Origin of the sequence: Micromonospora pisi, assembly GCF_003633685.1 — a bacterium.
Taxonomy (GTDB): Bacteria; Actinomycetota; Actinomycetes; order Mycobacteriales; family Micromonosporaceae; genus Micromonospora_G; species Micromonospora_G pisi.
In genome coordinates this window covers 1836914-1863224 of sequence record NZ_RBKT01000001.1, presented here as the reverse complement: position 1 = coordinate 1863224, position 26311 = coordinate 1836914, and the positions used below count along the sequence as shown (strand labels likewise).

Genomic DNA, 26311 nt, shown 5'->3' with positions numbered 1-26311 from the left:
GGCTCGTCCGTCGGCTCCGGCTCCAACGGCCGGGGCGGGTCCGGGTCGGTCGGGCGCAGCGGCGCGGGACGGCGTTGGCGTCTGGTCCGGGCCGGCAGCGACGCGGTGCCGCCGTCGGCCCGGCGGTTCATGCGTCGGGCCCGCCAGCGGCAGCTGCGCGCGGTGCTGCCGTGGGCGATCGCCGGCGGTGTGCTGGCCCTCGCCGGCCTGGTCAGCTGGGTCGTCTACGGCACCTCGCTGCTCGGGGTCGGCGAGGTACGGGTGACCGGAACCGACCTGGTCAGCCCGGAGCAGGTACGGGAGGCGGCCGCGGTGCCGGACGGGCAGCCGTTGGCCCGGGTGGACCTGGCCGCCGTCGGTGACCGGGTCGGTGCGCTGGCCCCGGTGGAGCGGGCGACGGTCTCCCGACACTGGCCGGGCGCGTTGCTGATCGAGGTGGTCGAGCGGACCCCGGCGGCGGTGGTGCCGCAGGGCCGGCAGTTCGCCGTGGTGGACCGGGCCGGGGTGGTGTTCCGGACGGTCGCCCAGCGGCCGGCCGGGCTGCCGCTGGTTCAGGTCCCCGGACCAGGGCGGGACGACCCGGCGACCCGGGCCGCCCTGCAGGTGCTCGGCGCGTTGACCCCGCAGTTGCGTGAGGGGCTCGTCGAGGTGGCGGTCGAGGGGCCGGCGCGGATCCTGGTGCGGCTCGCGGACGACCGGACCGTGGTCTGGGGTGACGCGACCGAGAGCGACAAGAAGGCCAGTGTGGCGACCGCCCTGCTCGGCCAGCGCACCGACACCATCGATGTGAGTTCCCCGGACGTGGTCACGATCCGCTGATCCGGCGGGTCCGGCGGTGGGCTCGGCTGGCGGTGGCCGGAGTGGAGTTTCGCCGGGTCGATCGTGGGCGTCGGCTCCACCGATCCTGGACGGGCGTGGCGACACGCCGCGCGGGTCCTTGGTTGAGGACGCGGGGGCGCTTACGTTGCCCGGAGAGGATCAGTGGTTGACATAACTATAACTCTCTAGTAGAGGGTGAGGGTTTCCCTTCGCCCCTCGTACCGGGGTGGACGTCGACCATGGTCCGGCCGGGCCACGCGACGGGTCGGCGCCCGCCAATCTCGAAGGGAAGGACCCCGATGACACCTCCGCACAACTACCTGGCGGTCATCAAGGTCGTCGGCATCGGTGGCGGCGGCGTCAACGCCGTCAACCGGATGATCGAGGTTGGACTCAAGGGCGTCGAGTTCATCGCGATCAACACCGACGCCCAGGCTCTGCTGATGAGCGACGCCGACGTCAAGCTCGACGTCGGCCGCGAGCTGACCCGGGGCCTCGGGGCGGGCGCGAACCCCGATGTCGGCAAGAACGCCGCCGAGGACCACCGCGACGAGATCGAAGAGGTGCTCAAGGGCGCCGACATGGTCTTCGTCACCTGCGGCGAGGGCGGCGGTACGGGCACCGGTGGCGCGCCCGTGGTGGCGAACATCGCCCGCAAGCTCGGCGCCCTGACCATCGGTGTGGTCACCCGCCCGTTCTCGTTCGAGGGCAAGCGGCGGCAGGTGCAGGCCGAGGCGGGAATAGAAGAACTGCGCAACCAGTGCGACACCCTGATCGTGATCCCGAACGACCGGCTGCTCGCCCTGGGTGACCGGGGTATCAGCATGATGGACGCGTTCCGTCAGGCGGACCAGGTGCTGCTCTCCGGTGTGCAGGGCATCACCGACCTGATCACCACGCCGGGTCTGATCAACCTGGACTTCGCCGACGTGAAGAGCGTGATGAGCGGGGCCGGCAGCGCGCTCATGGGTATCGGCAGCGCCCGGGGCGACAACCGGGCGGTGGAGGCCGCCGAGGCGGCCATCTCCAGCCCGCTGCTGGAGCAGAGCATGGACGGTGCGCGCGGTGTCCTGCTCTCCATCGCCGGTGGGTCCGACCTCGGCCTCTTCGAGATCAACGACGCCGCCCAGCTGGTCACCGACGCGGCCCACCCGGACGCCAACATCATCTTCGGTGCGGTCATCGACGACGCCCTCGGCGACGAGGTCCGGGTGACCGTGATCGCGGCCGGTTTCGACGGCGGTACGCCGTCGTACAAGGCGGCCGAGGCGCCGCGCAAGTCGGTCCCGCCCCAGCCGCAGCCCGCGGCCACGCACGGGTCGGGCTCGGCCACGCCGAGTACGCCGCCCGCGCCCACCCAGTCGCCCCGCCGGGTCCTCTTCGACGACGTGGACGTGCCGGACTTCCTCAAGAACGGTTCCTGAGTCGACCGGTGATGAGTGCACCAGCCAGCGCGGCGCAGCGTGACCGCCGCGCGCAACTCCAGGACGCTCTGGCCCGTACCCGGGACCGCATCGCGCACGCCGCCGAGGCGTCCGGTCGGCCCCGGGACGCGGTCACCCTGATCGCGGTGACCAAGACGTACCCGGCCAGTGACGCTCTGTTGCTGGCCGGGCTCGGTGTGCGGGAGCTGGGCGAGAACCGGGACCAGGAGGCGGCACCGAAGGCGGCCGAGGTGGCCGCCGCCGGGGCGGACGTCCGCTGGCACTTCGTCGGTCAGCTCCAGCGCAACAAGGCTCGTTCGGTGGTCGAGTACGCCGACCTGGTGCACTCGGTGGACAGCGTACGTCTGGCGGGGGCGCTGGCCGGCGCGGCGGCGCGCCACCGGGACCGGCCGCTCGAGGTGTTGGTGCAGGTCAGCATCGACGGCGACGCCGAGCGGGGCGGGGCACTGGCGGGCAGCGCCGACGACGACCGGGGGCTGGAGCGGGTGGCCGACGAGATCGCCGGCCGGGACGCGTTGCGGCTGGCCGGGCTGATGGCGGTGGCGCCGCTGGGCTGGGAACCGGAACGGGCCTTCGCGCGCCTGGCCGAGCTGGCCGCCGGGCTGCGGGCCGACCATCCGGGGGCCGGACTGCTCTCCGCCGGTATGAGTGGTGACCTGGAGGCGGCGATCGCTTACGGCGCGACACATGTGCGCGTCGGTAGCGCGTTGCTCGGAATGCGTTCCACGCTGCGGTAGCCTGGCAACGGACACCAAACTACAACAGTGTTGTTTGAGGCGTACTCACCGCCATCGGGGGGTAGGGGGGACGACCGGGACACCGGCCGTCGGGGAGCGGCCTTGAACCGGTGGGCACTGCAGTGTTCACGCGCGTGACAGTGGCATGGGCACGGGGGGCGTGTCGCACGGCGGACGGAGGGGCGCGGCGATGGGTGCACTGCGCAAGGCGGGGGTCTGGCTCGGGCTGGTCGAAGAGGACGACGAGCGGGCCTACGACGACGGCTACGAGAAGGCCGGTTACCGCGGCGACTCGCGCTACCGGCAGAGCCGGTACGCCGAGGAGTTCGCCGACGAGGACGACGAGCCGGACGAGCCGGCGGTGCCACGCGCCCGGTCCACCGACCGTGGCCGGTTGAGTGAGCGGAGCGGCACCCGTACCGCTGATCTGGATCGGTCTGACGGTGACCGTCCGGAGCGGACCGAACGTCCCGAGCGGGGCGAGCGTGCCAGCGTACGGTCGATCACCCGGCCGAGTTCGCCGGAGCCGTCCTCGGCGTTGAGCTACCACACCCGCGACAACCTGGCGCTCGCGCCGCAGGTGCAGTTGCGTGAGCGGTCGGCGCCCGACGAGGACCAGCGGTATCAGATCACCACTCTGCATCCGACCACATACCGTGAGGCACGGACCATCGGCGAACACTTCCGCGATGGGGTACCTGTGATCATCAACCTCACCGAGATGGATGAGGCCGATGCCCGCCGATTGGTCGATTTCGCCGCCGGGTTGGCCTTCGGGCTGCGCGGTACGATCGAGCGCGTGACCAACCGGGTGTTCCTACTCTCACCGGCTAACGTCCAGGTCACCGCGGAGGACAAGGCCAAGATCGCTGAGGGTGGGTTTTTCAGCCTGAGTTAGCCCGACCGAGGGATCTCGCCTGCCGTGTCTTCGATCCTGTTCCAAGTCCTGTACCTGATCCTCTACGTCTTTTTGCTGGTTCTTTTAGCCCGTTTTGTCCTTGGCGCCGTGCTTCAGTACGGTCGCCGCTGGCAGCCGGGTCGCGGAGCGTCGGCAGGACTCGAAACGGTGTGGAGCGTCACTGATCCGCCCCTCAAGGCGTTGAGGCGTGTGATCCCACCGTTGCGAATTGGTACCGTGAGCATCGACCTGGCCTCCCTTGTGCTCCTGGTTATCCTGTTCGTGCTGATGGAGTTCGTGTTAAGGCCGTTGATCATCAGGTGATCTACCAGGTGACCAGCGCGCTACGCGGCCGCAACTGACCCGAGGAGTTTCGATGCCGCTGACCCCGGCTGACGTACACAACGTCGCCTTCAAGAAGCCGCCGATCGGCAAGCGGGGGTACGACGAGGAGGAGGTCGACGCCTTCTTGGACGAGGTCGAGCGAGAGCTCGCCCGTCTGATCGAGGAGAACAATGAGCTTCGCGCCCAGGTGGAGCGCGGCGGACGTGGCGGCGCTCCAGCCGGCCCGGGCGCCGACCCGCGACTGGCCGCAGAGCTGAACGATGTCAAGGCCCAGCTCGACCGGGTGCAGCGCGACAAGGCGGCGGCCGAGCAGGCCGCCCGGGCGATGCAGGCCGAGCTGGAGCAGGTGCGTTCCCAGGGCGGTCCGGTCGCGGGCGGCGATGGCGAGCAGCAGGCACTGCGGGTGCTGATGATGGCGCAGCGTACGGCCGACGACCACGTGTCGGACGCCCGTCGCGAGGCCGACAAGCTGCTCTCCGACGCGCGGTCCAAGGCCGAGGAGGTCACCCGCGAGGCGCGGGCCAAGGCCGACGCCCTCGAGCGGGACGCGCGGCAGCGGCACCAGGAGGCCATGGGCGGCCTGGACGCCAAGCGCACGGCGCTGCAGAAGCACATCGAGGAACTCAAGCAGTTCGAGCGTGAGTACCGCACCCGGCTCAAGGCTTACCTGGAGAGCCAGCTGCGGGACCTCGACGGGCGTGGACAGGGTCTCGAAGCGGAGATGACCCGGACCGACGGCAATCGGTCTGGTGGCGGATCCGCGAGCCTCGCTGCGGCAGGGCTGGCCAACTCCTACGGTGGCAGCCGGTCCGGCGCGCTTGAAGCCGGGCGCTGACCCGCTCGCTCCAGTTCAGCCCGTACCACACGACAACAGCTGGAAACGAAGCGGCGAGGGGTGAGCCGTGATAGTCGGAAGTCTCCTGCTCATCCTCGTCGCGGTCGCGCTGCTCGTGTTCGGGCTGGCCAACGGTTCGAGCGTGTTGCTGGTCGCCTCCATCGCGGCGAGCCTGCTGGCTGCCGTCGCGCTGGTGGTGGGCGCCCGCCAGGCGGCTGCCATCCGCGCTGGTGCGACTGACTCCGACGAGGAGTCAGACCTGCGGGCCGGTGGCGAGGGTGTTGGAGAACCACACCCTCGCCGGGCCGCGGCCGGTGCGCGCACCGCTGAACGACGGTGGCGACCGGCACGGGACGAGCTCGACGACCAGCCGACCAGCTTCGGTTCGGCAGGCTACGACGGCCCGGTCGAGGTACTGGTTCCCCACCAGGGCGGATACCAGTACGGTCGCCCCGATCCGACCAGCACCGACGACCGAGGCCGGCGGCAACCGGCTGAGGCGGCAGGGCTGGCCGACGGGGCGCCGCCATGGTCCGAGGACCGTACCGTCGCGGCGGCCGAGGTCGACGACGACCCGTACCCGGACGAGCCGGCGGCGCAGCGGGTCGATCCCGCCGACGCCGCCCGGGTCGCCCGGATGACCGACGACATCCTGGTGGTCGATGGCCGGCCGCGTTACCACCTGGCCGACTGCCCGCACCTGCGGGACCGGGAGACCGAACCGCTGCCCGTTGGCGAGGCGGTCGAGCTCGGCTTCACTCCGTGCGCCATCTGCGCGCCGGACACCGCACTGCTGGCCAACATCCACCGCGGTTGAGCCGCCGCGTCGTGCCGGCCGGTGGGGCCGCGTCCGCCAGCCCCGACGTGGTGACCGTCGCGGTCCGGGTCAAGCCCGGGTCCGCCCGGGTCCGGGTCGGTGGCTGCTTCGCGGGCCCGTACGGCTCGGCGTTGGTGATCGCGGTCAACCCGCCGGCGGCCGACGGCCGGGCGACCGAGGCCGCCCGACTGGCGCTGGCCCGGGCGCTGGAGGTGCGCCCCGGTGCGGTGACCCTGCGGACCGGTGCCGCCAGCCGGGACAAGCTCTTCCTGGTCACCGGTGTGGCCGGGGAGCTGGACGCCCGGTTGCGTCGGTTGCGCGACGGGATTCCCGGGTGAGGGCCGTCCGCGCGGGGCGCGCATGACACACGGACTCGATGTCGCCCTCCTGGTCGGAGCGGCGGTACTGCTGATCGCCGTCGGCGCCGTCCGGCTCTCCACCCGGCTCGGTGTGCCCAGTCTCCTGGTCTACCTGGCCATCGGGGTGGCGATCGGCGAGTCGGGCCTCGGCATCCGTTTCGACGACGCCGAACTGACCCGGGTGCTCGGCTTCTGCGCGCTGATCGTGATCATCGCCGAGGGTGGGCTGACCGCCCGCTGGAGTACGTTGCGCCCGGTCCTCGGGCTCTCCCTGATGCTCTCCACCGTCGGTGTGGTGGTCAGCATCGCGGTGGTGGGAGTGGCGGTCCACCTCCTGCTCGGGTTGGACTGGCGGCTCGCCCTGCTGTACGGCGCGGTGCTGTCGTCGACCGACGCGGCGGCGGTCTTCGCCACCCTGCGCCGGCTGCGGCTGCCACCCCGACTGGTGGCCACCGTCGAGGCCGAGTCGGGAATGAACGACGCCCCGGTGGTGCTGCTGGTCATCCTGTTGGCCACCCCGGCACTCGGCGCGCACCCGTGGTGGCAGGAAGCGCTCCTGGTCGTCTACGAGCTGGTGGCCGGGGCGGCGGTCGGCTTCCTGGTCGGCCTCGGCGGGCGGTGGACCCTGCGTCGGGCCGCGCTGCCCTCGTCCGGGCTCTACCCGATCGCCGCGGTCGGGCTGACCGTGCTGGCCTACGGCGCCGGTACCGTGCTGCACGCCTCCGGGTTCATCGCCGTGTACGTCTCCGGGGTGGTGCTCGGCAACGCCCGGCTGCCCCACCGCGCGGCCATCCTGGGGTTCGCCGACGGGCTGGCCTGGCTGGCCCAGATCGGCCTCTTCGTCCTGCTCGGGCTCCTGGCGTCGCCCGGGCGCCTGGACAACGCCCTGCTGCCGGCGGTGGTCGCCGGGCTGGCCCTGGTCTTCCTGGCCCGTCCGCTGTCGGTGGCGGTCGCCGCCGCGCCGTTCGGCAGCCGGCTGCGGGAGCAGGTCTTCCTCTCCTGGGCGGGGCTGCGGGGGGCCGTGCCGATCGTGCTGGCCACCATCCCGCTCTCCGAGCGGATGCCCGGGGCCGACCGGCTCTTCGACGCGGTGTTCGTGCTGGTCGTCATCTTCACGGTGGTGCAGACCTCGACGCTCGCCCCGGTGGCCCGTTGGCTGGGGGTGGTCGCCCCGGCGGAGGCGGCGGAGCTGCGGGTGGAGACGGCGCCGCTGGAGCGGATGGGCGCGGACCTGCTCCAGTTGGAAGTACCGTCGGGTTCCCGACTCGTGGGGGTGCACATCGACGAGCTTCGGCTGCCGGTCGGCGCGGCGGTGACCCTGGTGCTCCGCGACGGCACCGGCTTCGTACCCGCTCCGGACACCCGCCTGAAGGTGGGCGACAGCCTGCTGGTGGTCGCCACCGAGCGGGTTCGGGACGCGGCCGAGAGCCGGCTGCGGGCGGTCAGCCGGCGCGGGCGGCTGGCCCGGTGGTTCGGGGAAAGCGGGGACGATCGCGAGGGATGATCTGCTAGGTTCTTTTTGCCCGGATTAGGGATTAGTCCGGGGTGAAATGCGTGACATCGGTGCGGCGTGTTGTCGGACGCGTATACGTTCCGTATTCTTGCCAACCTCCGGAGTGCGCGGCGGCCCGCCGCGCGCCCGTTTTGCAACTGGGGGGCGCAATGGCCGAGCGGGCGCAGACCGCGGGCGAGGCGGCCCCGGATCCGGGTTCGTCACCAGAGAAGAACGGCGGCGAACGGCCGACGGGCACACCGGCGCCGGAGGCGGCCCAGGCCGTACCCGCCGGTGGGGCGGAGGACCGCCCGACGCCGTCGGTCACACCCGTGACCCCGCCCAGTCCGGCCACGCTCGCGAAGTGGGCCAAGGCTCGGCGGGCCCCGGTCACGAGTGCGGCGGACACCACCGGGGTGACCGCGAACGGCGCGGCCGGATCCAGTCTCCGTGTCGCGGAACAGATCCTTCCAGGCACCGCCGATCGCCGCGGGGAACGCGGCCGAGGGAGCGACGATGGCGAAGCCAGCTGACACCAAGACCGCCGCGGGCCGCAAGTCAGCGGAGAGGGCCTCCCGCAGTGTCGCGGAGACCGAGAAGATCCGCGCGGCGCTGGCGGCCCGGCGGGATGACTTGCGCGCCGAGTACGATCAGACGCTGAGCGAGATTACCGAGCTGCAGCGCGACCGTCTGACCGACTCGGCCGGTGACGACCAGGCCGACACCGGTACCAAGACGTTCGAGCGGGAGCAGGAGATCTCTCTCGCCAACAGCATCCTGGAGCGGATCACGCAGGTGGAGAGGGCGCTGGAGCGGCTCGACGAGGGCGGCTACGGCTGGTGTGAGAAGTGCGGCAACCCGATCCCGGTGGAGCGGCTCGCCGCGTTCCCGTCCGCCACCCTCTGCGTCTCCTGCAAACAGTTGGAAGAGCGACGCTGAGCGACCGGTCCGACGTGGTTCGGGGGGCACACCCCCGGGCCGCGCGGACCGCGGGACTGCGTCGCCACGGGTGAAGGGCAGTACCGCTGAACGTCGATGGGGAGCAGATGACCGCAGTACGGCCCGACGGGCCCGACACCGCCGTGCCGAAGGCGGGTGTGGGCCGTCGGCGGGCGATCACGATCCTGGTGGCGACCGCGTTGCTGGTCCTGCTCGCCGACATCGGCACCAAGCAGCTCGCCCTGTCGAACCTCACCGACGGTGAGCCGGTACGCCTGCTCGGCGGGGCGGTGTACCTCACCCTGATCCGCAACAGCGGCGCGGCGTTCGGCCTCGGCTCCGAGTACACCTGGGTCTTCCCCCTGGTCACCGTCGGCGTGGTCGGCTGGATCAGCTGGATGGCGACCAAGCTGCGCTCGTTGCCCTGGGCCATCTCGCTCGGGCTCGTACTCGCCGGGGCGCTCGGCAACTTCGTCGACCGGATCTTCCGCGCCCCGGGCCCGTTCCTCGGCCACGTGGTCGACATGGTCAGCCTCTTCGACCCGTACGGGCAGACCTGGCCGATCTTCAACCTGGCGGACAGCGCGCTGGTCAGCGGCGTGATCCTGGCCATCCTGCTCGAACTGACGGGACGGCAGCGGGACGGCACCCGGATCCGCAACAGCTCGGCTGACAAGGGCGCCCAGTCGGGTGCCGCGACCGCTCAGGACGGCGATCCAGAAGCCAGTTCGGGCACTCGGGATCGGGATGCGAAATGATTTCCACCTATGACTCAGGGCCGGCCCGCGCGGTCGGCGACCAGCGCTCGTTGCCGGTGCCGGACGGGCTCGACGGGATGCGGCTGGACCAGGCGGTCGCCCGCCTGTTCGGGCTCTCCCGCACCGCCGCCGCCGCCCTGGTCGAAGCCGGTGACGCGCTGGTCGACGGGGTCGCGCGACCGAAGTCCGACAAGGTCAGCGCCGGTTCCTGGCTGGAGGTGACGCTGCCGGCCCCACCGGTCGCGCCGCAGATCATTCCCCAGGCCGTGCCCGGACTACGGGTGATCTATGCCGACGACGACATCGTCGTGGTGGACAAACCGGTCGGGGTCGCCGCCCACCCGAGCCCGGGTTGGACCGGCCCGACGGTGATCGGCGGGCTGGCCGGCATCGGGCACACCATCGCCACCAGCGGTGCCGCCGAGCGGCAGGGCGTGGTGCACCGGCTCGACGTCGGCACCACCGGTGTGATGGTGGTGGCCAAGAGCGAACAGGCGTACAGCTCGCTCAAGCGGGCGTTCAAGGTGCGCGAGGTCGAGAAGCGCTACCACGCCGTGGTGCAGGGCCATCTCGACCCGCTGCGGGGCACGGTGGACGCCCCGATCGACCGCCACCCGCACCACGACTACCGCTGGGCCGTGGTCGCCGACGGCAAGCCCAGCATCACCCACTACGACACGCTCGAGGCGTTTCCCTCGGCGAGCCTGCTCGACGTCCGGCTCGAGACCGGCCGTACGCACCAGATCCGGGTGCACCTCTCCGCGCTGCGCCACCCCTGCGTGGGTGACCTGACGTACGGTGCGGATCCGACGCTTTCCGGCAGACTCAAGCTGGAACGGCAGTGGCTGCATGCCCGAGAGCTCAGTTTTCTCCACCCCCGTACGGCCGAAGAGGTTCGCTTCGTCAGCGACTACCCTGACGATCTGAAGAACGCTCTCGCGATACTCCGCGACTGAGCGTCGACGCGACCGCTATCGACCGCCCGACGAGGGGGAGTTCCGTCCGTGCGCCCCGGGGACCTGCTGCGACAGTTGGACCGACGACTGCTCCCCCCGCTGGCCAGGGGTCTGGTCCGGCTCGGGCAGGGGCCGCTGCGGATGCGGGTGCTCACCACCGCCGCCCTGTTCTCCTCGGTCGCGGTGCTCGTCACGGCGGTCTGGGCGGCCGACCGGGCGCAGGTCGGGGGCGACACCACGGTGGGCGAGGTGACCCGGGTCGGGGTGATCGAGGGAGAGTCCATCCCCGGTTACGTCGAGTCCAGCCGTAGCGAGTTGAAGGCGCTGGTCGCCACCCCGCCGGACGAACCGGGCGGCGAGACGTACGCGCTGGTCACCCTGGCGGCGTACCTGGCACCTGACCGGTTGACCCCGATCATCGGCGACGTGTCGGTGTCGGAGGTCTTCGGCCGGGTGCCCCGACCGCAGACCCAGACCGAACTCGTCCGTATCCCGGCGATGCGTATCCCGGCGGACGTGGTCGCCGGCATGCGTCGGGTCGCCGAGCGCAAGGACCGGGAGGCGGCCGACTACCGGGCCCGCGCCGCCGAGCTGCCGCCCGACGCCGACCAGGAACTCCGCCGGCTGTACGACAGTGGTGCGCAGGTCGCGCTCGACGAGGCGACCGCGTACGGCTCGGGTTGCTCGTGTGTCTACGCGGCGATCGTCCGCGCCACCCCGACGGTGCTCGACCGGGTGGCGGCCCGGCCCGGCGTACGCGCGGTCGACGCGGCGCCGGAGGTACGTCGTCTGGACCGGGCCGTGTTCACCCCGCCCCTGCCGGAGCAGCGGGACGTGGTGCGTCCGCCGGCCGACGACGGGTCGCCGACCCCGTCCGGCGGTTCGACCACCGCCCCCGCGAGCGGGACTCCGGCACCGGATCCCAGTCTCGACCCGACGCCCCCGTCGACGCCGCCGACCGCGCCGGTGAGTGTGAGCCCGCCGACGTCGGAGCCGACCACCGCCCCGCCGTCGGCCCCGCAGCCCCCGGTCGAACCGTCGACGCCGGCCCCGCCGGTGGCGTCGACAGTGCCGGCCGTCGCCGACGATGTCCTGGTGGAGCCCACGGAGATCGTCGAGGTGGAGGCGCGGTGAGGGACCAGGTCACGGCGGCACGGTAAGCGCAATGTCTGGCGAACCGGACACTGGTGTAGGGGCTCCGGTGTGGCCTTAATAGGGTTTGCCTCATAGCCTTGTCAGGCGGGGCACCGAAGGCGCTGGGAGGGCGAGCCGTGGACGGCACCGAGACCGGCTGGAGCCGGCCGGCGGAACCAGCACCGCGTTGGCGCGCGTTGCTGGACCGAGCACGGCTTGGCGGCCGTTCCACCGAACAGCAGGCCGAGCCGGAGGACCGCTGGGTAGACGAGATCCGGGCGGCCGGTGGGTCGGCCGAACTCGCCGGTCCCCGTGCCGGCGGTGGTCGGTCCGGTTGGGACTTCGACGATCCCGCTGACGGCGGATACCGGGCGGAGCCCACCGCCGGGGGTTACGACCCCGGTCCCGGGCAACCGTCCGAGTCCCGCTATGCGGTGCTGGACAACGGTTACCGCGACCTGGGGCCACCGGTGGAGTCCCGGTACGCGGCGCTGGAGTCCGACTACCGGCGGGCCGCCGGGGACGTGGACTACGGTCGCGCCGACCCCGGTTACGCACGGCCGGAGGTCGGCGGTGGTTACGGTCAGGCCGAGCCGGGTTACGGCCGGCCCGAGGTGCCCGCCGGCCCCGCTGGACCGGGTGTTCCCAGTACTCCGGGTGTTCCCGGTACCCCAGGTACTCCGGTTGGTGCCGGTGGTTACGGTCAGCCCGAGCCGGCGTACGGCCGCCCGGAGGTCGGTGGCGGTTACGGTCAGGCCGAGCCGGGCTACGGTCGGCCCGAGGTCGCGGCCGGCTACGGTCGCGCCGACCCGGGAGCCCGTCGCAGCGCGCCGGAGAACGACTACGGTCGGCCCGAGGCGCCCGGCTACGGTCGCGTCGAGCCGGAGTACGGTCGGCCCGAGCCCACCGCTGGTTACGGTCGGGTCGAGCCGGACTACGCGCGGGGCGACCAGGATTACGGTCGGGCGGAGCCCGGTGCGTACGGGCGGGTTGATCCGGGCTATTCGCCGAACCGCTCCGCCCCGGTCGGCGTACCGCCGGTCGGTGCCGCCCCGGTTGCCGCGCCCCCGGTGGGTGCCGCTCCGGCCGGCGCCGCCTCGGTGCCGGTCGTCGTACCGATGGGCGTACCCATGCCGAGCGCCGGTGCTGCCGCCGTCGCCCCGATGCCGACCCAGGCGCCGGCTGTGCCGCCGCCGCTGCCGGATCCCGTTCCGCCGCCCGGCCCGGTGACCGCGGCGGCGCGGGTCGCGCCCGTGCGGACCGCCAGCGCCGCCCGTGCCACCGCGGCGCCCGCCAGCGCCGCCCGTTCCGCCGCCGTGCCCGCCAGCGGCAACGGCTATGCGCAGGGTCGGGTCGAGTGGCGTGACGGCGAGCCGGACGTGGAGGTCGAGCGGGCGGTCAGCGTGCTGCGCCGCGACCTCGGCACGCCCCGGGTGCTCGCCTTCGCCAACCCCAAGGGCGGGGTGCACAAGACCACCGCGACCGTGCTCGCCGCAGCCACCGTCGGCAGTGTGCGGGGCCGGGGCGTGCTGGCCTGGGACGACAACGAGCTTCGCGGCACCCTGGGGCTGCGCGCGGGCAGCGCCCGGCATGCCCGGACCATCCGGCACCTCATCACCGACCTGGCCGAGGTCGAGATTCGCAACGGTACGGACCTGACCGGGCGTCTCGACGACTATCTGCGGCACGCCTCGGACGGTTCGTACAACGTCCTCGCCGGGGAGGAGAGCCCACGGTTCGCCTCCCGGCTGGACAAGGAGACCGTACGACGGGTGCTCGACCTGCTGCGCCGTACCCAGGACGTGATCTGTGTCGACACCGGCAACAACGTGGAGAGCGTCAACTGGCAGACGGTGATCCAGGCCGCCGACCAGTTGGTGGTCACCACCGTGCCGAGGGAGGACGCCGCGTTCGCCGCCGACTGGATGCTCGACCTGCTGCACGAGGTGGGCATGGGCGAACTGGCGGACAACGCGGTCACCCTGGTCTCCTGCCCGACACCGGGCCGCTCGCCGTTGCAGGCGGACCTGGAGCGGCACTTCGCCACCCGTACCCGGGCGGTGGTGGTGGTGCCGTACGACCCGGCACTGGAGAGCGGCTCGTCGATCGAGTACGCCAACCTCCAGCACGAGACGCGGCAGGCGTGGCTGAAGGCGGCCTCGGTGATGATCGAGCCCTTCGCCCGCTGACCCGGCTGGTGCCGGCGCTCGGGAGTGGTCCAAAAAACTGACCGGTCCGACCCCCCGGGGGTCGGACCGGTCAGTTGTCGTTCTGTCCGATCAGCGGGTCGCCGTGCTGCTCGGCGAGGGCCGTCGCGCCGGTGCGCCGCTGGAGGTCTGCGGTGCCGGCTGCGACGCCGTCGCCGGGGTGGGCGTCGGTGTGACGCTGGGGCTGGGGGGTGGGGTGTTGACCGCCGCCGGCGAGGTGGACCGGTCGGACGTACCGCAGTCGTGCAGGCGGCCGTACGCCGAGCAGGTCTTCTCGTGCGGGTACCACCTCGTCTGGGCGATCCAGGCGAAGTAGCCGGTGCTGTCCCGACGGCTGTCGGGCATGTAGTGGTTGGCGGTGGCGGAGCCGGCCGAGGCGAGGACCAGCAACAGCGGGATGAACATGATCCCGATCGGCACTCCCGCTCCGGCCCGCCCCCCGGTCACCGGAGTGAGCAGTGGGCTGGCCCGGAGCCGTTCGCGCAGTGCGGTGAAGGCGAAGAGCACCCCGAAGCCGGCGAGGAGCAGCATGCAGTAGAGCAGGATCATGGTGGTCCGTGGGTACAGGCGTACGGTCAGCGTCTCCCACTGCTCGCTGGCCAGCCACATCCGCAGCAGCCAGCTGCTGACCGCGCTGAGTCCGATGGTGGCCACCACGGTCCGCCGCCAGCCGAACCAGAGCGCGAGACCGAGCCCGACCGCGAGGAAGATCGTGAACAGTCCGACGCCGCCGAGTTCGCCGAGCGGCGGCCAGACCGGGCCGACGTCGGCGGGGCGGTCGTTGCGCCACATGGCGAAGTAGGTCGGCTCGGTGTTGGTGTCGAAGTAGAAGTAGTTGTCCGAGGTCCCGCCGGTGTCGGAGAGCAGTCCGCGCAGGTGTACCCAGGAGACCAGGATCATCGAGACCAGCGCCGAGGTGCCGACGGTCAGGACCTTGGCCCACCCTCGTCGCCACGGGGCGAGCAAAAGGAAGGCCGCGGCGGCGCCGGGGGCGCACCAGACGAACCAGCCGGAGTAGAGCAGGAACAGCAGGCCCAGGCCGCCGCCGAACGCGACACCGAGCCCGATCGCGCGGCGGGTGCTCAGCGTGGCGCTGCGCCGGATCAGTTGCAGGAAGCTGACCAGGACCGGCATCAGCATCACGAGGGTGATCTGCGGGTACGGCTTGACCGGCTCGATGAACGGCAGCATGGCGACCACGCCGATGCCCAGCGCCCAGACGGGGCGCAGGACCAGGCGCCAGGCGAGGTAGGCGGCCGGCCCGAACAGGGCGGTGCCGACCAGTTGGATCTCCTTGATCGCGTACGCGGCGGGCTGGTCGCTCAGTTTCGCCCAGCCCCGGATCAGCCAGAAGATGACCGGCGGGTAGTGGTTCGGCACCGCTTCGCCGCGCTGCATCCGGCTGACCCAGTCGAGGATCCAGCTGTAGTCGCCGCCGCCGGCCCACAGGCCCCACTGGGTGCCACGGAGGGCGACGTCGATGCCACCGGCGACCAGTCCGGTGGTCAGGCCGGCGATAACCGCGCAACCGATGGTGACCGCTCGCTTACGACGCGTGTCGTCGAGGAGTCGGTGTGCCACGACCAGGGCCGCGACCACGACGATGGCGACCACGGCGAACCGGAACTGCAGTGCGGCCAGTCCGCTGACCTGCCCCTTGCGGTCGAGCGGGTCGACGTCGATGTTCCGGCTCCAGGCCAGGAACGCGACCGCCGTGGCGACGCTGGCCAGCACCTCGAGCGCGAACCACAGGGGTCGGCGGGCGTTGCCGGTGCCCGTACCGCTGGTGTCGCCGGCTCCGGCGTGGGCCGGGTTGGCGGCCTCCGGGCGGTCGGTGAGTACCGTTTCGCCCTGATGCAGCGGGGCCGTCACCTCCTGCCGCGGGGTTGGTACGACCGTGCTGTCGTGGGCGGTCATGGTTCTTCCTTCGACAGGTGAGCTATGGCTGCATGGCGGACTGCCACGACTGGATTGAGACGGTATCGCAGTCGGTGCCGGGCGCCGGGAGGCGGTGACGGTGCGCCCCCGAGCAACCGTGATGTGTCTCTTCTCCCGCACGGGTGTCGGCGGTCCTCGTCCGCCGAAGAGGGGACTAGGCTTCTCGGTCTGGCGACCCCGGACCGGCCCCCGTGGCCGGTCGCCCGGGGACGCCCGTTCGTGCTGACGCTGAGGTGAAGGGGGTCCCGGTGTCTGACTCGTTCGTGCACCTGCACACGCACACCGAGTATTCGATGCTCGACGGGGCGGCCCGGCTCAAGGAGCTCTTCGCCGAGACCAACCGGCTCGGCATGCCCGCCCTCGCGATGACCGACCACGGCAACCTCTATGGCGCGTACGACTTCCACAAGCAGGCGACAGCCGCCGGGGTGAAGCCGATCATCGGCCTGGAGGCGTACCTGACCCCCGGTACCGACCGGCGGGACCGGACCCGGGTGCGCTGGGCCGACGGTGGCGAGAACGACGTCTCCGGTGGTGGGGCGTACACCCACATGACCATGCTGGCCCAGGACGCCGACGGGCTGCGCAACCTCTTCGCCCTCGGTTCCCGGTCGAGCCTGGAGGGCTACTTCTACAAGCCCCGGGCCGACCGGGAACTGCTCAACCAGTACGGCAAGGGCATCATCGCCACCACCGGCTGTCCGTCCGGTGAGGTGCAGACCTGGTTGCGGATCGGGAACTTCGAGAAGGCGTGCGAGTCGGCGGCGGAGTTCCGCGACATCTTCGGCGCGGACAACTTCTATCTGGAGTTGATGGACCACGGGCTGGACATCGAGACCCGGATCCGGCAGGACCTGATCCGCCTCGGCAAGACCCTGAACCTGAAGCCGATCGCCACCAACGACCTGCACTACACCCACGCGGCCGACGCGGACGCGCACGAGGTGCTGCTCTGCGTGCAGTCCGGCTCGACGATGGCCGACCCGAAGCGGTTCAGGTTCGACGCCCGGGACTTCTACCTCAAGTCGCCGGCTGAGATGCGGGCGATCTGGGACGCCGAGGTACCGGGGGCCTGCGACAACACCCTGGAGATCGCCGAGAAGATCGGTGACTACTCGGTGATGTTCGCTTCCCGGAACCTGATGCCGCAGTTCCCGGTGCCCGAGGGCGAGACCGAGGAGACCTTCCTGCGCAAGGAGGTCATGCGTGGGTTGGCCCGGCGGTTCCCGAACGGGGTGCCCGAGGACCGCCAGCGGCAGGCCGAGTACGAGCTCGACGTCATCCTGAAGATGGGCTTCCCCGGCTACTTCCTGGTCACCGCCGACCTCATCGCGTACGCCAAGCGGGAGGGCATCCGGGTCGGTCCGGGCCGTGGTTCGGCCGCCGGTGCGTTGATCGCGTACGCGCTCGGCATCACCGAGCTCGACCCGATGCAGCACGGCCTGCTCTTCGAGCGGTTCCTCAACCCGGACCGCATCTCGATGCCCGACATCGACATGGACTTCGACGAGCGTCGGCGCGGTGACATGATCCGTTACGCCACGGAGAAGTACGGCGAGGCCCGGGTCGCGCAGATCATCACGTACGGCACGATCAAGGCGAAGGCCGCGATCAAGGACGCCGCCCGGGTGCTCGGTTACCCGTTCGCGGTCGGTGACCGGATCACCAAGGCGATGCCACCGGCGGTGATGGGCAAGGACATCCCGCTCGGCGGCATCTTCGACAAGAACCACCCGCGTTACCAGGAGGCGGCCGAGTTCCGGTCGCTCTACGACTCCGACGCCGAAGTGGCGAAGATCGTCGACACGGCCAAGGGGCTGGAGGGCCTCAAGCGCCAGTGGGGCGTACACGCGGCCGGCGTGATCCTGTCCCGGGACCCGCTGCTCGACGTGCTGCCGATCCACAAGCGCGAGCAGGACGGCTCGATCATCACCCAGTGGGACATGGGTGCCTGCGAGACCATCGGCCTGCTGAAGATGGACTTCCTCGGCCTGCGCAACCTGACCATCATGGACGACTGCCTGGAGTCGATCAAGGAAAACCGGGGCATCGACCTGGTCCTCGAGGACCTGCCGTTGGACGACGCGGCCACGTACGCCCTGCTCGGCCGGGGTGACACCCTGGGCGTGTTCCAGTTCGACGGCGGACCGATGCGGGCCCTGCTCCGGTCGATGGCGCCGGACAACTTCGAGGACATCTCCGCCGTCGGCGCGCTCTACCGGCCCGGTCCGATGGGCGCCAACGCGCACAACGAATACGCCGACCGCAAGAACAAGCGCAAACCGGTGGTGCCGATCCACCCCGAGTTGGCCGAGTCCCTCGCCGAGATCCTGGGCGACACCTACGGGCTGATCGTCTACCAGGAGCAGGTCATGGCGATCGCGCAGAAGGTGGCCGGGTACACCCTCGGCGCCGCGGACCTGCTGCGTCGGGCGATGGGTAAGAAGAAGAAGGAGATCCTCGACAAGGAGTTCAAGCCGTTCGCCGCCGGTATGAAGGCCAACGGTTACTCCGACGAGGCGATCAAGACCCTCTGGGACATCCTCGTCCCGTTCTCCGACTACGCGTTCAACAAGGCGCACAGCGCGGCGTACGGGGTGGTGTCGTACTGGACCGCGTACCTGAAGGCGAACTATCCGGCCGAGTACATGGGTGCGCTGCTCACCTCCGTCGGTGACGACAAGGACAAGTCCGCTGTCTACCTGGCCGAGTGCCGGCGGATGGGGATCAAGGTCCTGCCGCCGGACGTGAACGAGTCCAACGCCCGCTTCGCCGCCGTCGGCGAGGACATCCGGTTCGGCCTGGCGGCGGTCCGCAACGTCGGCGCGAACGTGGTCGAGTCGATCCGCCGGACCCGCAAGGAGAAGGGCCGGTTCACCGACTTCTACGACTACCTGCGCAAGGTGGACGCGGTCGCCTGCAACAAGAAGACCATCGAGTCGCTGATCAAGGCGGGGGCGTTCGACTCGCTCGGGCACACCCGCAAGGGGCTGCTCGCGGTGCACACCGACGCGATCGACTCCTTCCTCGACGTGAAGAAGAAGGAGGCGACCGGTCAGTACGACCTCTTCGGTACCGCCTTCGAGAGCGAGGCGAGCGCGGTCCCCGGCATCTCGGTCACGCCCACCATCCCGACCACCGAGTGGGACAAGACGGACCTGCTCACCTTCGAGCGGGAGATGCTCGGCCTCTACGTCTCCGACCATCCGCTCTTCGGGGTGGAGCACGTCCTCGCCGCCGCGGCCGACATGTCGATCGCCTCGCTGGCGGAGGAGGGCAACGTCGCGGACGGCCAGATCGTCAACCTCGCCGGCATCCTCTCCGGGGTGCAGCGCCGGATCACCAAGCAGGGCCGGGCCTGGGCCTCGGCCACCCTGGAGGACCTCGGCGGCGCGGTCGAGGTGCTCTTCTTCCCCAACACCTACGAGGTGGTCGGCCAGTACATCGCCGAAGACGCGATCGTGGTGATCAAGGGGCGGGTGGACCGGCGGGACGACCAGCCCCGGCTGATGGCGATGGACATGTCCATGCCGGAGATCACCGCGGCCGACGAGGTGAAGCCGGTGGTGCTCGCACTGCCGCCGTCCCGCTGCACCCCGCCCCTGGTCGAACGGCTCCGTGAGGTGCTGACCAGCCATCCCGGCTCGGCCGAGGTGCACGTCAGGCTCGTCAACGGATCCCGGGGCACCCTGCTGCGGCTCGGCCGGATGCGGGTCGCGCCGAGCACCGCGCTGATGGCCGACCTCAAGGCGCTGCTCGGGCCGAGCGCGGTCGCCGGCTGACCGGTCACCCGCGCGCCACCGTGACCGTCCCGGCACACCGGTGAACGTGCCGGACGGTGGTCGCCCCGGCGCCGGGAACGAACCGGGCCGGCCGCTCGCCACGCCGACGGACGACGCGCCAGCCGGGTCGGGTCGAGTCGTGGATCCGCCGCCCGGCGCGACCGGGCGGCCTGAGAGGATCACGGAGTGAGCCCGGCGACCCCCGAGAACGAGCAACCCGCGGACGAGGCCAGCCCCGTCCGGGACGGGGTGCCGCGTACCGCCCCGGAAACCTCCGACGACCCGCCCCGGTCCGCGACGACCGCGCCGGACGCGGTCGGAACCGGTGGTCCCGACGGCCCGGAGAGCGAGGCGGGGGGCGCCGGCGACGTGCCGGGTCCGTCGGCCGCCGCGGAGGTTCCGGCGTACGACCAGCCGGTGCCGGCCCGGCGCGGCGAGCCGTGGCGGACGCTCACCGCCGGAGTGGTCGCGGTGCTGGTGCTGGTCCTGCTCGGTGTGCCGCTCGGGCTGCTCTGGCGGGCGGTCGCGCCCTCGGTGCCGGTGATCCAGGCCGACGGCGGGGCCGTGCTGGCCCAGCCGCAGCCGGAGGAGTTCGTCGCCGCCGACGGTTGGTTCGCCCTCTTCGGCCTGATCTTCGGCCTGCTGGCGGCGATCCTGGTCTGGCTCTTCCTGCGCCGCTACCGCGGTCCGATCGGCATGGTGGTGGCGGGCCTCGGAGCACTCGGCGCGGCGGTGGTCGCCTGGCAGGTGGGTCGCCACATCGGGCTCGGCGAGTACCACCACCTGCTGGAGACCTCGGCCGCCGGAAGTACCTTCGGCAAGCCCCCGGACCTGCGCGCCGGTCGATTCGAGTGGATCTTCGGGTTCATCCCGGCGCTCCGTGGCGACCTGCTGGTCCCGGCGTTCGGCGCGGTGGTGATGTACACCATGCTGGCCGGCTGGTCCCGGTACGCCGGGCTCGGCGCAGAGCCGGAGCCGGTCGGGGTCAGTTGGGACTCGGTGGCGCTCCCAGCTCCGTCAACGGCACCGGCACCGCCCGCACCTGGCGCAGCAGAGCCGCCTCGCGACTGAGCAGTCGCAGCTCCGCCCGGAGTCGACCGGCGGTGTCCGGGGTGGCGAGCAGGCGCTGCCGGTCCGCCACGGTCAGTGACGCGGTGGCCGCCACCAGGTGGGAGAGCACGGTGGGGTCGTCCGGCAACTGCTCCGAGATCTCCTCCGGCTCGGCCCGGACCAGGCTCAGGTACTGGCGGAACACCGCGAGCACCCGGGGCGCCAGCAGGTCGGCCGCCTCCTCCTGACCGCCCGGCTCGGGCAGCCACTCCACCTCGGCGGTCAGGTACGGCGCGGCCGACTCGTCGACCTCGTTGATCCGGAACCGTCGGCGTCCCACCGTGACCAGGTCGAACCGGCCGTCGGCGAGTTCGGTGATCTGGCGCACCTCGGCGGTGCAGCCGATCTCGTGCAGGGTGACCGCGGCGTCGGACCCGCCCTGGCCGGCGGCGGGCCGGGTCTCCCAGCCGCTGCGGATGGCGACCACGCCGAACTCGCGCGGGGTGCCGTCGGGGAGCCCGATCAGGTGCCGTACCAGTTCCCGGTACCGCTCCTCGAAGATGTGCAGCGGCAGGACCAAACCGGGGAAGAGCACCGTTCCGAGCGGGAACACCGGCAGCCGCGCGTGCACCGGTCGAGCCTAGCCGGTTTCGCACACCTTGGGGGTGAGTGGTTTGACTCACCGTCCCGCCGGCTGGGCGCGCGTCGGTCCTCCCGATCCGCGCCGCCTAGACTCGTGGGCGTGTTGAACCGGATCGACCTGCGCGGCAGCGCGCGTGACCCGCGGGGCCTGTTGCCCCGGGCCCAACTGGACGTCTCGGTCGCGGTGGAGCAGATCCGCCCGATCGTCGAGGCGGTGCGCGCGCATGGCTTCGGGGCCATCCGGGAGGCCACCCATCGATTCGACGGGGTGACCCTGGACCAGCTCCGGGTGCCGGCCGAGGCGATCGCCGCCGCCGAGCGGGCGCTCGACCCGGCGGTCCGGGCCGCCCTGACCGAGAGCATCGCGCGAGCCCGCCGGGTGCACGACGACCAGCGGCGTACGGAGACGGTGACCGAGGTGGTCCCCGGTGGCACCGTCACCGAGCGCTGGGTGCCGGTCGAGCGGGTCGGCCTCTACGTCCCCGGTGGCCTGGCCATGTACCCGTCGACCGTGGTGATGAACGTGGTACCGGCGCAGGCGGCCGGGGTCCGGTCGCTGGTGGTCGCGAGCCCGCCGCAGCGGGAGAACGGCGGCCTGCCCGACGACCGGGTGCTCGCCGCCTGTGCCCTGCTCGGCGTCGAGGAGGTGTACGCGGTCGGCGGCGCGCAGGCGGTGGCGATGCTCGCGTACGGCGCGACCACCGACGCCTCGGGTGACACCCGGTGCGTCCCGGTCGACATGATCACCGGTCCGGGCAATGTCTGGGTCACCGCCGCGAAGCGGCTGCTGCGCGGGGTGGTCGGCATCGACGCCGAGGCCGGACCGACCGAGATCGCCGTCCTGGCGGACGAGACCGCCGACCCGGCGCACGTCGCGGCCGACCTGATCAGCCAGGCCGAGCACGACCCGCTCGCGGCGAGCGTGCTGGTCACGCCCTCGCTGGAGCTGGCCGACGCGGTCGAGCGGGAACTGACCCGTCAGATCGCCTCGGCCAAGCACAGCCCCCGGATCACCGAGGCGCTCTCCGGGGCACAGAGCGGGGTGGTGCTCGTCGACGACCTCGAGGCGGGGCTGCGGGTGGTCGACGCGTACGCGGCCGAGCACCTGGAGATCCAGACCCGGGACGCCCGGCAGTGGGCGCTGCGGGTACGTAACGCCGGGGCGATCTTCGTCGGCCCGTACGCGCCGGTGTCGCTCGGTGACTACTGCGCCGGCTCCAACCACGTGCTCCCCACCGGTGGCTGCGCCCGGCACTCCTCCGGACTCTCGGTGCAGTCGTTCCTGCGCGGCATCCACATCATCGAGTACGACGAGGCCGCCCTCCGGGACGTGGCCCGGCACGTGGTGACCCTGGCCGAGGTCGAGGACCTGCCCGCGCACGGGCAGGCGGTCGCGGTCCGGTTCCCCGACGAGCGGTACCGGTAACCGTCGTGACCTCCCTCGAAGACCTGCCGCTCCGCCCGGAGCTGCGCGGGCGCTCGCCGTACGGGGCGCCGCAGTTGGACGTACCGGTGCGGCTGAACACCAACGAGAACTCGTACCCGGTGCCGGAAACCGTGGTGGACGCGATCGGCAAGGCGCTGCACGCGGAGCTCGCCGACCTGAACCGCTACCCGGACCGGGACGCGCTGGCGCTCCGCGCCGACCTGGCCGACTACCTGGGGCACGATCTCGGTACGGCGAACCTCTGGGCGGCGAACGGGTCGAACGAGATCCAGCAGCAGCTGCTCCAGGCGTTCGGTGGGCCGGGGCGGACCGCGTTGGGCTTCACCCCGGCGTACTCCATGCACCCGCTGCTGGCGCTCGGCACCGGCACCACCTGGGTGGACGGCCGCCGGGGCGCGGAGTTCGGGCTGACCGCCGCGGACGCGGTCGCGCAGGTCGAGGCGCACCGGCCGGACGTGGTGCTGCTCTGTTCGCCGAACAACCCGACCGGGACCGCGCTGGACCCGGCGGTGGTGACCGCGGTGCTCGCCGCCGCGCCCGGCATGGTGGTGGTGGACGAGGCGTACGCCGAGTTCGCCCGCCCCGGCACGCCGACCGCGCTGAGCCTGCTGCCCGGCCACCCCCGGCTGGTGGTGACCCGGACCATGAGCAAGGCGTTCGGTTTCGCCGGCGGCCGGCTCGGCTACCTCGCCGCCGATCCGGCGGTGGTGGACGCGGTGCAGTTGGTCCGGTTGCCGTACCACCTCTCCGCACTCACCCAGGCCGCCGCGCGGGCGGCGCTGGCGCACCGCGACGCGCTGCTCGCCACGGTCGACGCGATCAAGGCGCAGCGGGACCGGATCGTCACCGCGTTGCGGGAGCGGGGACTGCGGGTCGCCGAGAGCGACGCGAACTTCGTCCTGTTCGAGGTCGGCGGCGACCAGGGCGTGGTCTGGCGGGCCCTGGTCGACCGGGGCGTGCTGGTCCGCGACGTCGGCCTGCCGGGCTGGCTGCGGGTGACCGCCGGCACCCCGGCCGAGACGGACGCCTTTCTGACCGAGTTGACGATCGTGCTGGAGTCGCTGTGAGCAGAACCGCCCGGGTCGAGCGGACCACCAACGAGACCAAGGTCCTGGTCGAGATCGATCTCGACGGCACCGGCCAGGCCGAGATCAGCACCGGGGTCGGCTTCTACGACCACATGCTGCACCAGATCGCCCGGCACGGCGGGTTCGACCTGACCGTACAGACCGTCGGTGACCTGGAGATCGACGCGCACCACACGGTCGAGGACACCGCACTCGCGCTCGGCGCCGCGTTCGACCAGGCGCTCGGTGCCAAGGCCGGCATCCGGCGGTACGGGTCGGCGACCATCCCGATGGACGAGGTGCTGGTCCGGGCCGCGGTCGACCTCTCCGGCCGGCCGTACGTGGTGCACGACGAGCCGGCGCTGGCGCCGTACATCGGCCCGGTCTACCCGACCAGCCTGACCCGGCACGTCTGGGAGTCGTTCGGCCAGTCGGCCCGGATGACGTTGCACGTGTCGGTCCTGCGGGCCGCCCGTGAGGGTGGCCACCCGGATGCGCACCACGTGGTGGAGGCGCAGTTCAAGGCGGTCTCCCGGGCGCTGCGTGAGGCGGTCACCGTCGAGGCGCGCAACGCCGGTGCGATACCCAGCACCAAGGGGGCGTTGTAGGTGGCGCCGGCGCTCTTCGTGCTCGCCGGTGTGCTGGTCGGCGGGGCCTGGTCGCTGCACCGGCAGGGCGCGACGGTTGGCGTGGTCGTCTTCGTCGGGGTGCTCGCGTTGATGGCCACCGCCGGTGGCGTGCTCTGGCTGATGCCGGGTGACGCGTGATGCCCGGCGTGGTCGTGCTCGACTACGGGTCGGGCAACATCCGTTCCGCGCAGCGTGCCCTGGCCCGGGTCGGCGCCGAGGTGACCGTGACCGATGACCTGGACGCGGCGCTCGTCGCCGACGGCCTGGTGGTGCCGGGGGTGGGCGCGTACGCGGCGTGCATGGCCGGGATCGAGGCGCTCGGCGCCGGCCCGGTCATCGCCGAGCGGGTCGCCGCCGGTCGTCCGGTGCTCGGCATCTGCGTCGGCATGCAGGTCCTCTTCGAGTACGGGGAGGAGCACGGCGTGGTGACCAAGGGGCTGGGGCTGCTGCCGGGCGGGGTGACCCGGCTCGCCGCGCAGCGGGTGCCGCACATGGGCTGGAACACCGTCGAGCCGGCCACGGACTCGGTGCTCTTCGCCGGGCTGCCCGAGGGGAGCCGGTTCTACTTCGTGCACTCGTACGCCGCCGCCGACCTGGTCGCGCTCGCCGGTGTGGGTGCCCGGGTGACCACCAGCACACACGGCGCCCCGTTTGTCGCCGGGGTGGAGCGGGGGCCGCTCTCGGCCGCGCAGTTCCACCCGGAGAAGTCCGCGGACAGCGGGGCGACCCTGCTCCGCAACTGGCTGGGCACGCTGTGAGCGGGTCGTCCGGTCGGCTGACGGGGCGCGGGGTGGCCGGGTGAGCAAGGAGCGGGCCCGGCTGCGCGCGGTGCGCCAGGCCGAGGCGGAGCGGGAGAAGGCGGCGCGGGCCCGGCGGGTCGGCCGTCGACAGCGGCGCCGGGCACTGCTGCGGCGTCTCACGCCCCGGTTGCCGGACCGGCGTACCGGGCGGCTCTTCGCCCGACGCAGCCGAGGCGAGCGGGCCGGCGTGGCGGTGCTCTCGATCGCGGCGCTCGGCGCGATCTGGTTCCTCGTCGACGACCTGGGGCTCCGCCTGGCGTTGATGGTGCTGTTGCTGCTCGTCCTGCCGGCGGTCGTGGTGGTAGCGCTCGGACGCCGGATCTAGCACGCGACCCTTGCCGGGGCCGGCATCAGCGCGGCTCCCGGCCCGATCCGGCCCGATCCGACGTGGGGATCCGGCCCCGACCAGACAGGAGATCCATCTTGAGCCTCACCCTGCTTCCCGCCGTCGACGTCGCCGACGGGCAGGCGGTACGCCTGCTCCAGGGCGCCGCCGGCAGCGAGACGACCTACGGCGACCCGTTGGAGGCGGCGCTGGCGTGGCAGGCGGACGGGGCGACCTGGATCCATCTGGTCGACCTCGACGCGGCCTTCGGCCGGGGCTCCAACGCCCACCTGCTGGCCGACATGGTCCGGCGGCTGGACGTGCACGTCGAGCTCTCCGGTGGCATCCGGGACGACGAGTCGTTGCGTGCCGCGCTCGGCACCGGTGCGGCCCGGGTCAACATCGGTACCGCGGCGCTGGAGGACCCGGTCTGGTGCGACCGGGTGCTGGGCGAGTACGGCGACCGGGTGGCGATCGGGTTGGACGTGCGCGGCCGTACCCTCTCGGCCCGGGGCTGGACCCGCGACGGCGGTGACCTGTTCGAGGTGCTGGAGCGGCTGAACAAGGCGGGTGCCACCCGGTACGTGGTCACCGACATCACCAAGGACGGCACCATGCGTGGGCCGAACCTCGACCTGCTGCGGGAGGTCTGCGCCCGCACCGACGCGCCGGTGGTCGCCTCCGGTGGTGTCTCCCGCCTGGACGACCTGCGGGCGCTGGCCGCGCTGGAGTCGATCGGGGTGGAGGGTGTGATCGCCGGCAAGGCGCTCTACTCGGGCGCGTTCACCGTCGCCGAGGCGCTCGCGGTGCTGGCCGGGCGCGACTGACCCGGGCGGCCTTCGTGTAACGGTGCCTCCGACCGTCGGGTCGGGGGCACCGTCGTGTTCCGG

The 26311-nt window shown here is 72.0% G+C and carries 24 protein-coding genes and 1 pseudogene; 23 read left to right on the top strand and 2 right to left on the bottom strand.

Features of this window, described 5'->3' with window-relative positions:
• Positions 1-81: 81 nt before the first annotated feature.
• From BDK92_RS07190 to BDK92_RS41095, 14 genes and pseudogenes are all read left to right on the top strand, one after another.
• Positions 82-819 carry a cell division protein FtsQ/DivIB gene (locus tag BDK92_RS07190; protein ID WP_246017488.1) on the top strand — a complete coding sequence of 246 codons (738 nt, stop codon included), beginning with the start codon at positions 82-84 and terminating at the stop codon, positions 817-819.
• A gap of 299 nt (positions 820-1118) precedes the next feature.
• Complete coding sequence (ftsZ, locus tag BDK92_RS07185; RefSeq protein ID WP_121155754.1) at positions 1119-2243, top strand: cell division protein FtsZ; 1125 nt, start codon at positions 1119-1121, stop codon at positions 2241-2243.
• A gap of 11 nt (positions 2244-2254) precedes the next feature.
• The gene (locus BDK92_RS07180; RefSeq protein WP_121155752.1) at positions 2255-3001 is read left to right on the top strand and encodes a YggS family pyridoxal phosphate-dependent enzyme; all 747 of its coding nucleotides are present in this window, start codon (positions 2255-2257) and stop codon (positions 2999-3001) included.
• 190 nt (positions 3002-3191) lie between these two features.
• Positions 3192-3899: a cell division protein SepF gene (locus BDK92_RS07175; protein ID WP_121155750.1), complete on the top strand. Its 708-nt coding sequence runs from the start codon at positions 3192-3194 to the stop codon at positions 3897-3899.
• A gap of 24 nt (positions 3900-3923) precedes the next feature.
• The gene (locus BDK92_RS07170; RefSeq protein ID WP_121155748.1) at positions 3924-4223 is read left to right on the top strand and encodes a YggT family protein; all 300 of its coding nucleotides are present in this window, start codon (positions 3924-3926) and stop codon (positions 4221-4223) included.
• 52 nt (positions 4224-4275) lie between these two features.
• The gene (locus BDK92_RS07165; protein ID WP_121155746.1) at positions 4276-5079 is read left to right on the top strand and encodes a DivIVA domain-containing protein; all 804 of its coding nucleotides are present in this window, start codon (positions 4276-4278) and stop codon (positions 5077-5079) included.
• Positions 5080-5146: 67 nt separating this feature from the next.
• On the top strand, positions 5147-5896 hold the full coding sequence (locus BDK92_RS07160; RefSeq protein ID WP_121155745.1) for a hypothetical protein: 750 nt from the start codon (positions 5147-5149) through the stop codon (positions 5894-5896).
• The gene (locus BDK92_RS07155; RefSeq protein ID WP_246016876.1) at positions 5893-6234 is read left to right on the top strand and encodes a DUF167 domain-containing protein; all 342 of its coding nucleotides are present in this window, start codon (positions 5893-5895) and stop codon (positions 6232-6234) included. The genes BDK92_RS07160 and BDK92_RS07155 overlap by 4 nt, the downstream gene beginning before the upstream one ends.
• Before the next feature lie 22 nt (positions 6235-6256).
• Positions 6257-7759, top strand: a complete 1503-nt coding sequence (locus BDK92_RS07150; RefSeq protein WP_121155741.1) for a potassium/proton antiporter — start codon at positions 6257-6259, stop codon at positions 7757-7759.
• A 504-nt stretch (positions 7760-8263) separates the two neighbouring features.
• Complete coding sequence (locus tag BDK92_RS07140) at positions 8264-8686, top strand: TraR/DksA family transcriptional regulator (protein ID WP_121155736.1); 423 nt, start codon at positions 8264-8266, stop codon at positions 8684-8686.
• A 107-nt stretch (positions 8687-8793) separates the two neighbouring features.
• On the top strand, positions 8794-9444 hold the full coding sequence (gene lspA, locus BDK92_RS07135; protein ID WP_121155734.1) for a signal peptidase II: 651 nt from the start codon (positions 8794-8796) through the stop codon (positions 9442-9444).
• Positions 9441-10400 (top strand): RluA family pseudouridine synthase, encoded by a 960-nt coding sequence (locus BDK92_RS07130; RefSeq protein WP_121155732.1) that lies wholly within the window; start codon positions 9441-9443, stop codon positions 10398-10400. Before lspA ends, BDK92_RS07130 begins: the two co-directional genes overlap by 4 nt.
• Before the next feature lie 48 nt (positions 10401-10448).
• Positions 10449-11534 (top strand): hypothetical protein, encoded by a 1086-nt coding sequence (locus BDK92_RS38880; RefSeq protein ID WP_170208519.1) that lies wholly within the window; start codon positions 10449-10451, stop codon positions 11532-11534.
• Positions 11535-12853: 1319 nt separating this feature from the next.
• Positions 12854-13723 (top strand): annotated as a pseudogene (locus BDK92_RS41095) (MinD/ParA family ATP-binding protein); the annotation flags it as partial.
• 90 nt (positions 13724-13813) lie between these two features.
• On the opposite strand, the gene BDK92_RS07115 reads toward BDK92_RS41095, so the two are convergent.
• Positions 13814-15658: a hypothetical protein gene (locus BDK92_RS07115; protein WP_121155728.1), complete on the bottom strand. Its 1845-nt coding sequence runs from the start codon at positions 15656-15658 to the stop codon at positions 13814-13816.
• A 269-nt stretch (positions 15659-15927) separates the two neighbouring features.
• Here BDK92_RS07115 and dnaE point away from each other — a divergent pair, with 269 nt between their 5' ends.
• Positions 15928-19461 carry a DNA polymerase III subunit alpha gene (gene dnaE / locus BDK92_RS07110; RefSeq protein ID WP_121161763.1) on the top strand — a complete coding sequence of 1178 codons (3534 nt, stop codon included), beginning with the start codon at positions 15928-15930 and terminating at the stop codon, positions 19459-19461.
• Between the two features lie 249 nt (positions 19462-19710).
• Positions 19711-20532 (top strand): DUF2567 domain-containing protein, encoded by an 822-nt coding sequence (locus BDK92_RS07105; RefSeq protein WP_425462294.1) that lies wholly within the window; start codon positions 19711-19713, stop codon positions 20530-20532.
• On the opposite strand, the gene BDK92_RS07100 is transcribed toward BDK92_RS07105, so the two are convergent.
• Positions 20447-21142 (bottom strand): LON peptidase substrate-binding domain-containing protein, encoded by a 696-nt coding sequence (locus BDK92_RS07100; protein WP_121155723.1) that lies wholly within the window; start codon positions 21140-21142, stop codon positions 20447-20449. The two genes, BDK92_RS07105 and BDK92_RS07100, sit on opposite strands and share 86 nt — an antisense overlap.
• Positions 21143-21253: 111 nt before the next feature.
• Here BDK92_RS07100 and hisD point away from each other — a divergent pair, with 111 nt between their 5' ends.
• From hisD to priA, 7 genes are all read left to right on the top strand, one after another.
• Positions 21254-22579: a histidinol dehydrogenase gene (gene hisD, locus BDK92_RS07095; protein WP_121161761.1), complete on the top strand. Its 1326-nt coding sequence runs from the start codon at positions 21254-21256 to the stop codon at positions 22577-22579.
• A gap of 5 nt (positions 22580-22584) precedes the next feature.
• On the top strand, positions 22585-23667 hold the full coding sequence (locus tag BDK92_RS07090) for a histidinol-phosphate transaminase (RefSeq protein WP_121155721.1): 1083 nt from the start codon (positions 22585-22587) through the stop codon (positions 23665-23667).
• Entirely contained in the window at positions 23664-24275 is a 612-nt protein-coding gene (gene hisB / locus BDK92_RS07085; RefSeq protein WP_121155719.1) for an imidazoleglycerol-phosphate dehydratase HisB, read from the top strand. The genes BDK92_RS07090 and hisB overlap by 4 nt, the downstream gene beginning before the upstream one ends.
• Positions 24276-24434 carry a hypothetical protein gene (locus BDK92_RS38875; protein WP_170208518.1) on the top strand — a complete coding sequence of 53 codons (159 nt, stop codon included), beginning with the start codon at positions 24276-24278 and terminating at the stop codon, positions 24432-24434.
• Positions 24434-25054: an imidazole glycerol phosphate synthase subunit HisH gene (gene hisH, locus BDK92_RS07080; RefSeq protein WP_121155717.1), complete on the top strand. Its 621-nt coding sequence runs from the start codon at positions 24434-24436 to the stop codon at positions 25052-25054. The genes BDK92_RS38875 and hisH overlap by 1 nt, the downstream gene beginning before the upstream one ends.
• A gap of 40 nt (positions 25055-25094) precedes the next feature.
• Entirely contained in the window at positions 25095-25421 is a 327-nt protein-coding gene (locus BDK92_RS07075) for a hypothetical protein (RefSeq protein ID WP_121155715.1), read from the top strand.
• 98 nt (positions 25422-25519) lie between these two features.
• Positions 25520-26248: a bifunctional 1-(5-phosphoribosyl)-5-((5-phosphoribosylamino)methylideneamino)imidazole-4-carboxamide isomerase/phosphoribosylanthranilate isomerase PriA gene (gene priA / locus BDK92_RS07070; RefSeq protein ID WP_121155713.1), complete on the top strand. Its 729-nt coding sequence runs from the start codon at positions 25520-25522 to the stop codon at positions 26246-26248.
• The last annotated feature ends 63 nt before the right edge of the window (positions 26249-26311 follow it).

Bases quoted from the DNA above. Each gene is read 5' to 3' on its own strand.
- lspA (WP_121155734.1), top strand. From the start codon at position 8,794: ATGACCGCAGTACGGCCCGACGGGCCCGACACCGCCGTGCCGAAGGCG.
- BDK92_RS07175 (WP_121155750.1), top strand. From the start codon at position 3,192: ATGGGTGCACTGCGCAAGGCGGGGGTCTGGCTCGGGCTGGTCGAAGAG.
- ftsZ (WP_121155754.1), top strand. From the start codon at position 1,119: ATGACACCTCCGCACAACTACCTGGCGGTCATCAAGGTCGTCGGCATC.
- BDK92_RS07115 (WP_121155728.1), bottom strand. From the start codon at position 15,658: ATGACCGCCCACGACAGCACGGTCGTACCAACCCCGCGGCAGGAGGTG.
- BDK92_RS07140 (WP_121155736.1), top strand. From the start codon at position 8,264: ATGGCGAAGCCAGCTGACACCAAGACCGCCGCGGGCCGCAAGTCAGCG.
- BDK92_RS07150 (WP_121155741.1), top strand. From the start codon at position 6,257: ATGACACACGGACTCGATGTCGCCCTCCTGGTCGGAGCGGCGGTACTG.
- BDK92_RS07130 (WP_121155732.1), top strand. From the start codon at position 9,441: ATGATTTCCACCTATGACTCAGGGCCGGCCCGCGCGGTCGGCGACCAG.
- BDK92_RS07180 (WP_121155752.1), top strand. From the start codon at position 2,255: ATGAGTGCACCAGCCAGCGCGGCGCAGCGTGACCGCCGCGCGCAACTC.
- BDK92_RS07165 (WP_121155746.1), top strand. From the start codon at position 4,276: ATGCCGCTGACCCCGGCTGACGTACACAACGTCGCCTTCAAGAAGCCG.
- hisH (WP_121155717.1), top strand. From the start codon at position 24,434: ATGCCCGGCGTGGTCGTGCTCGACTACGGGTCGGGCAACATCCGTTCC.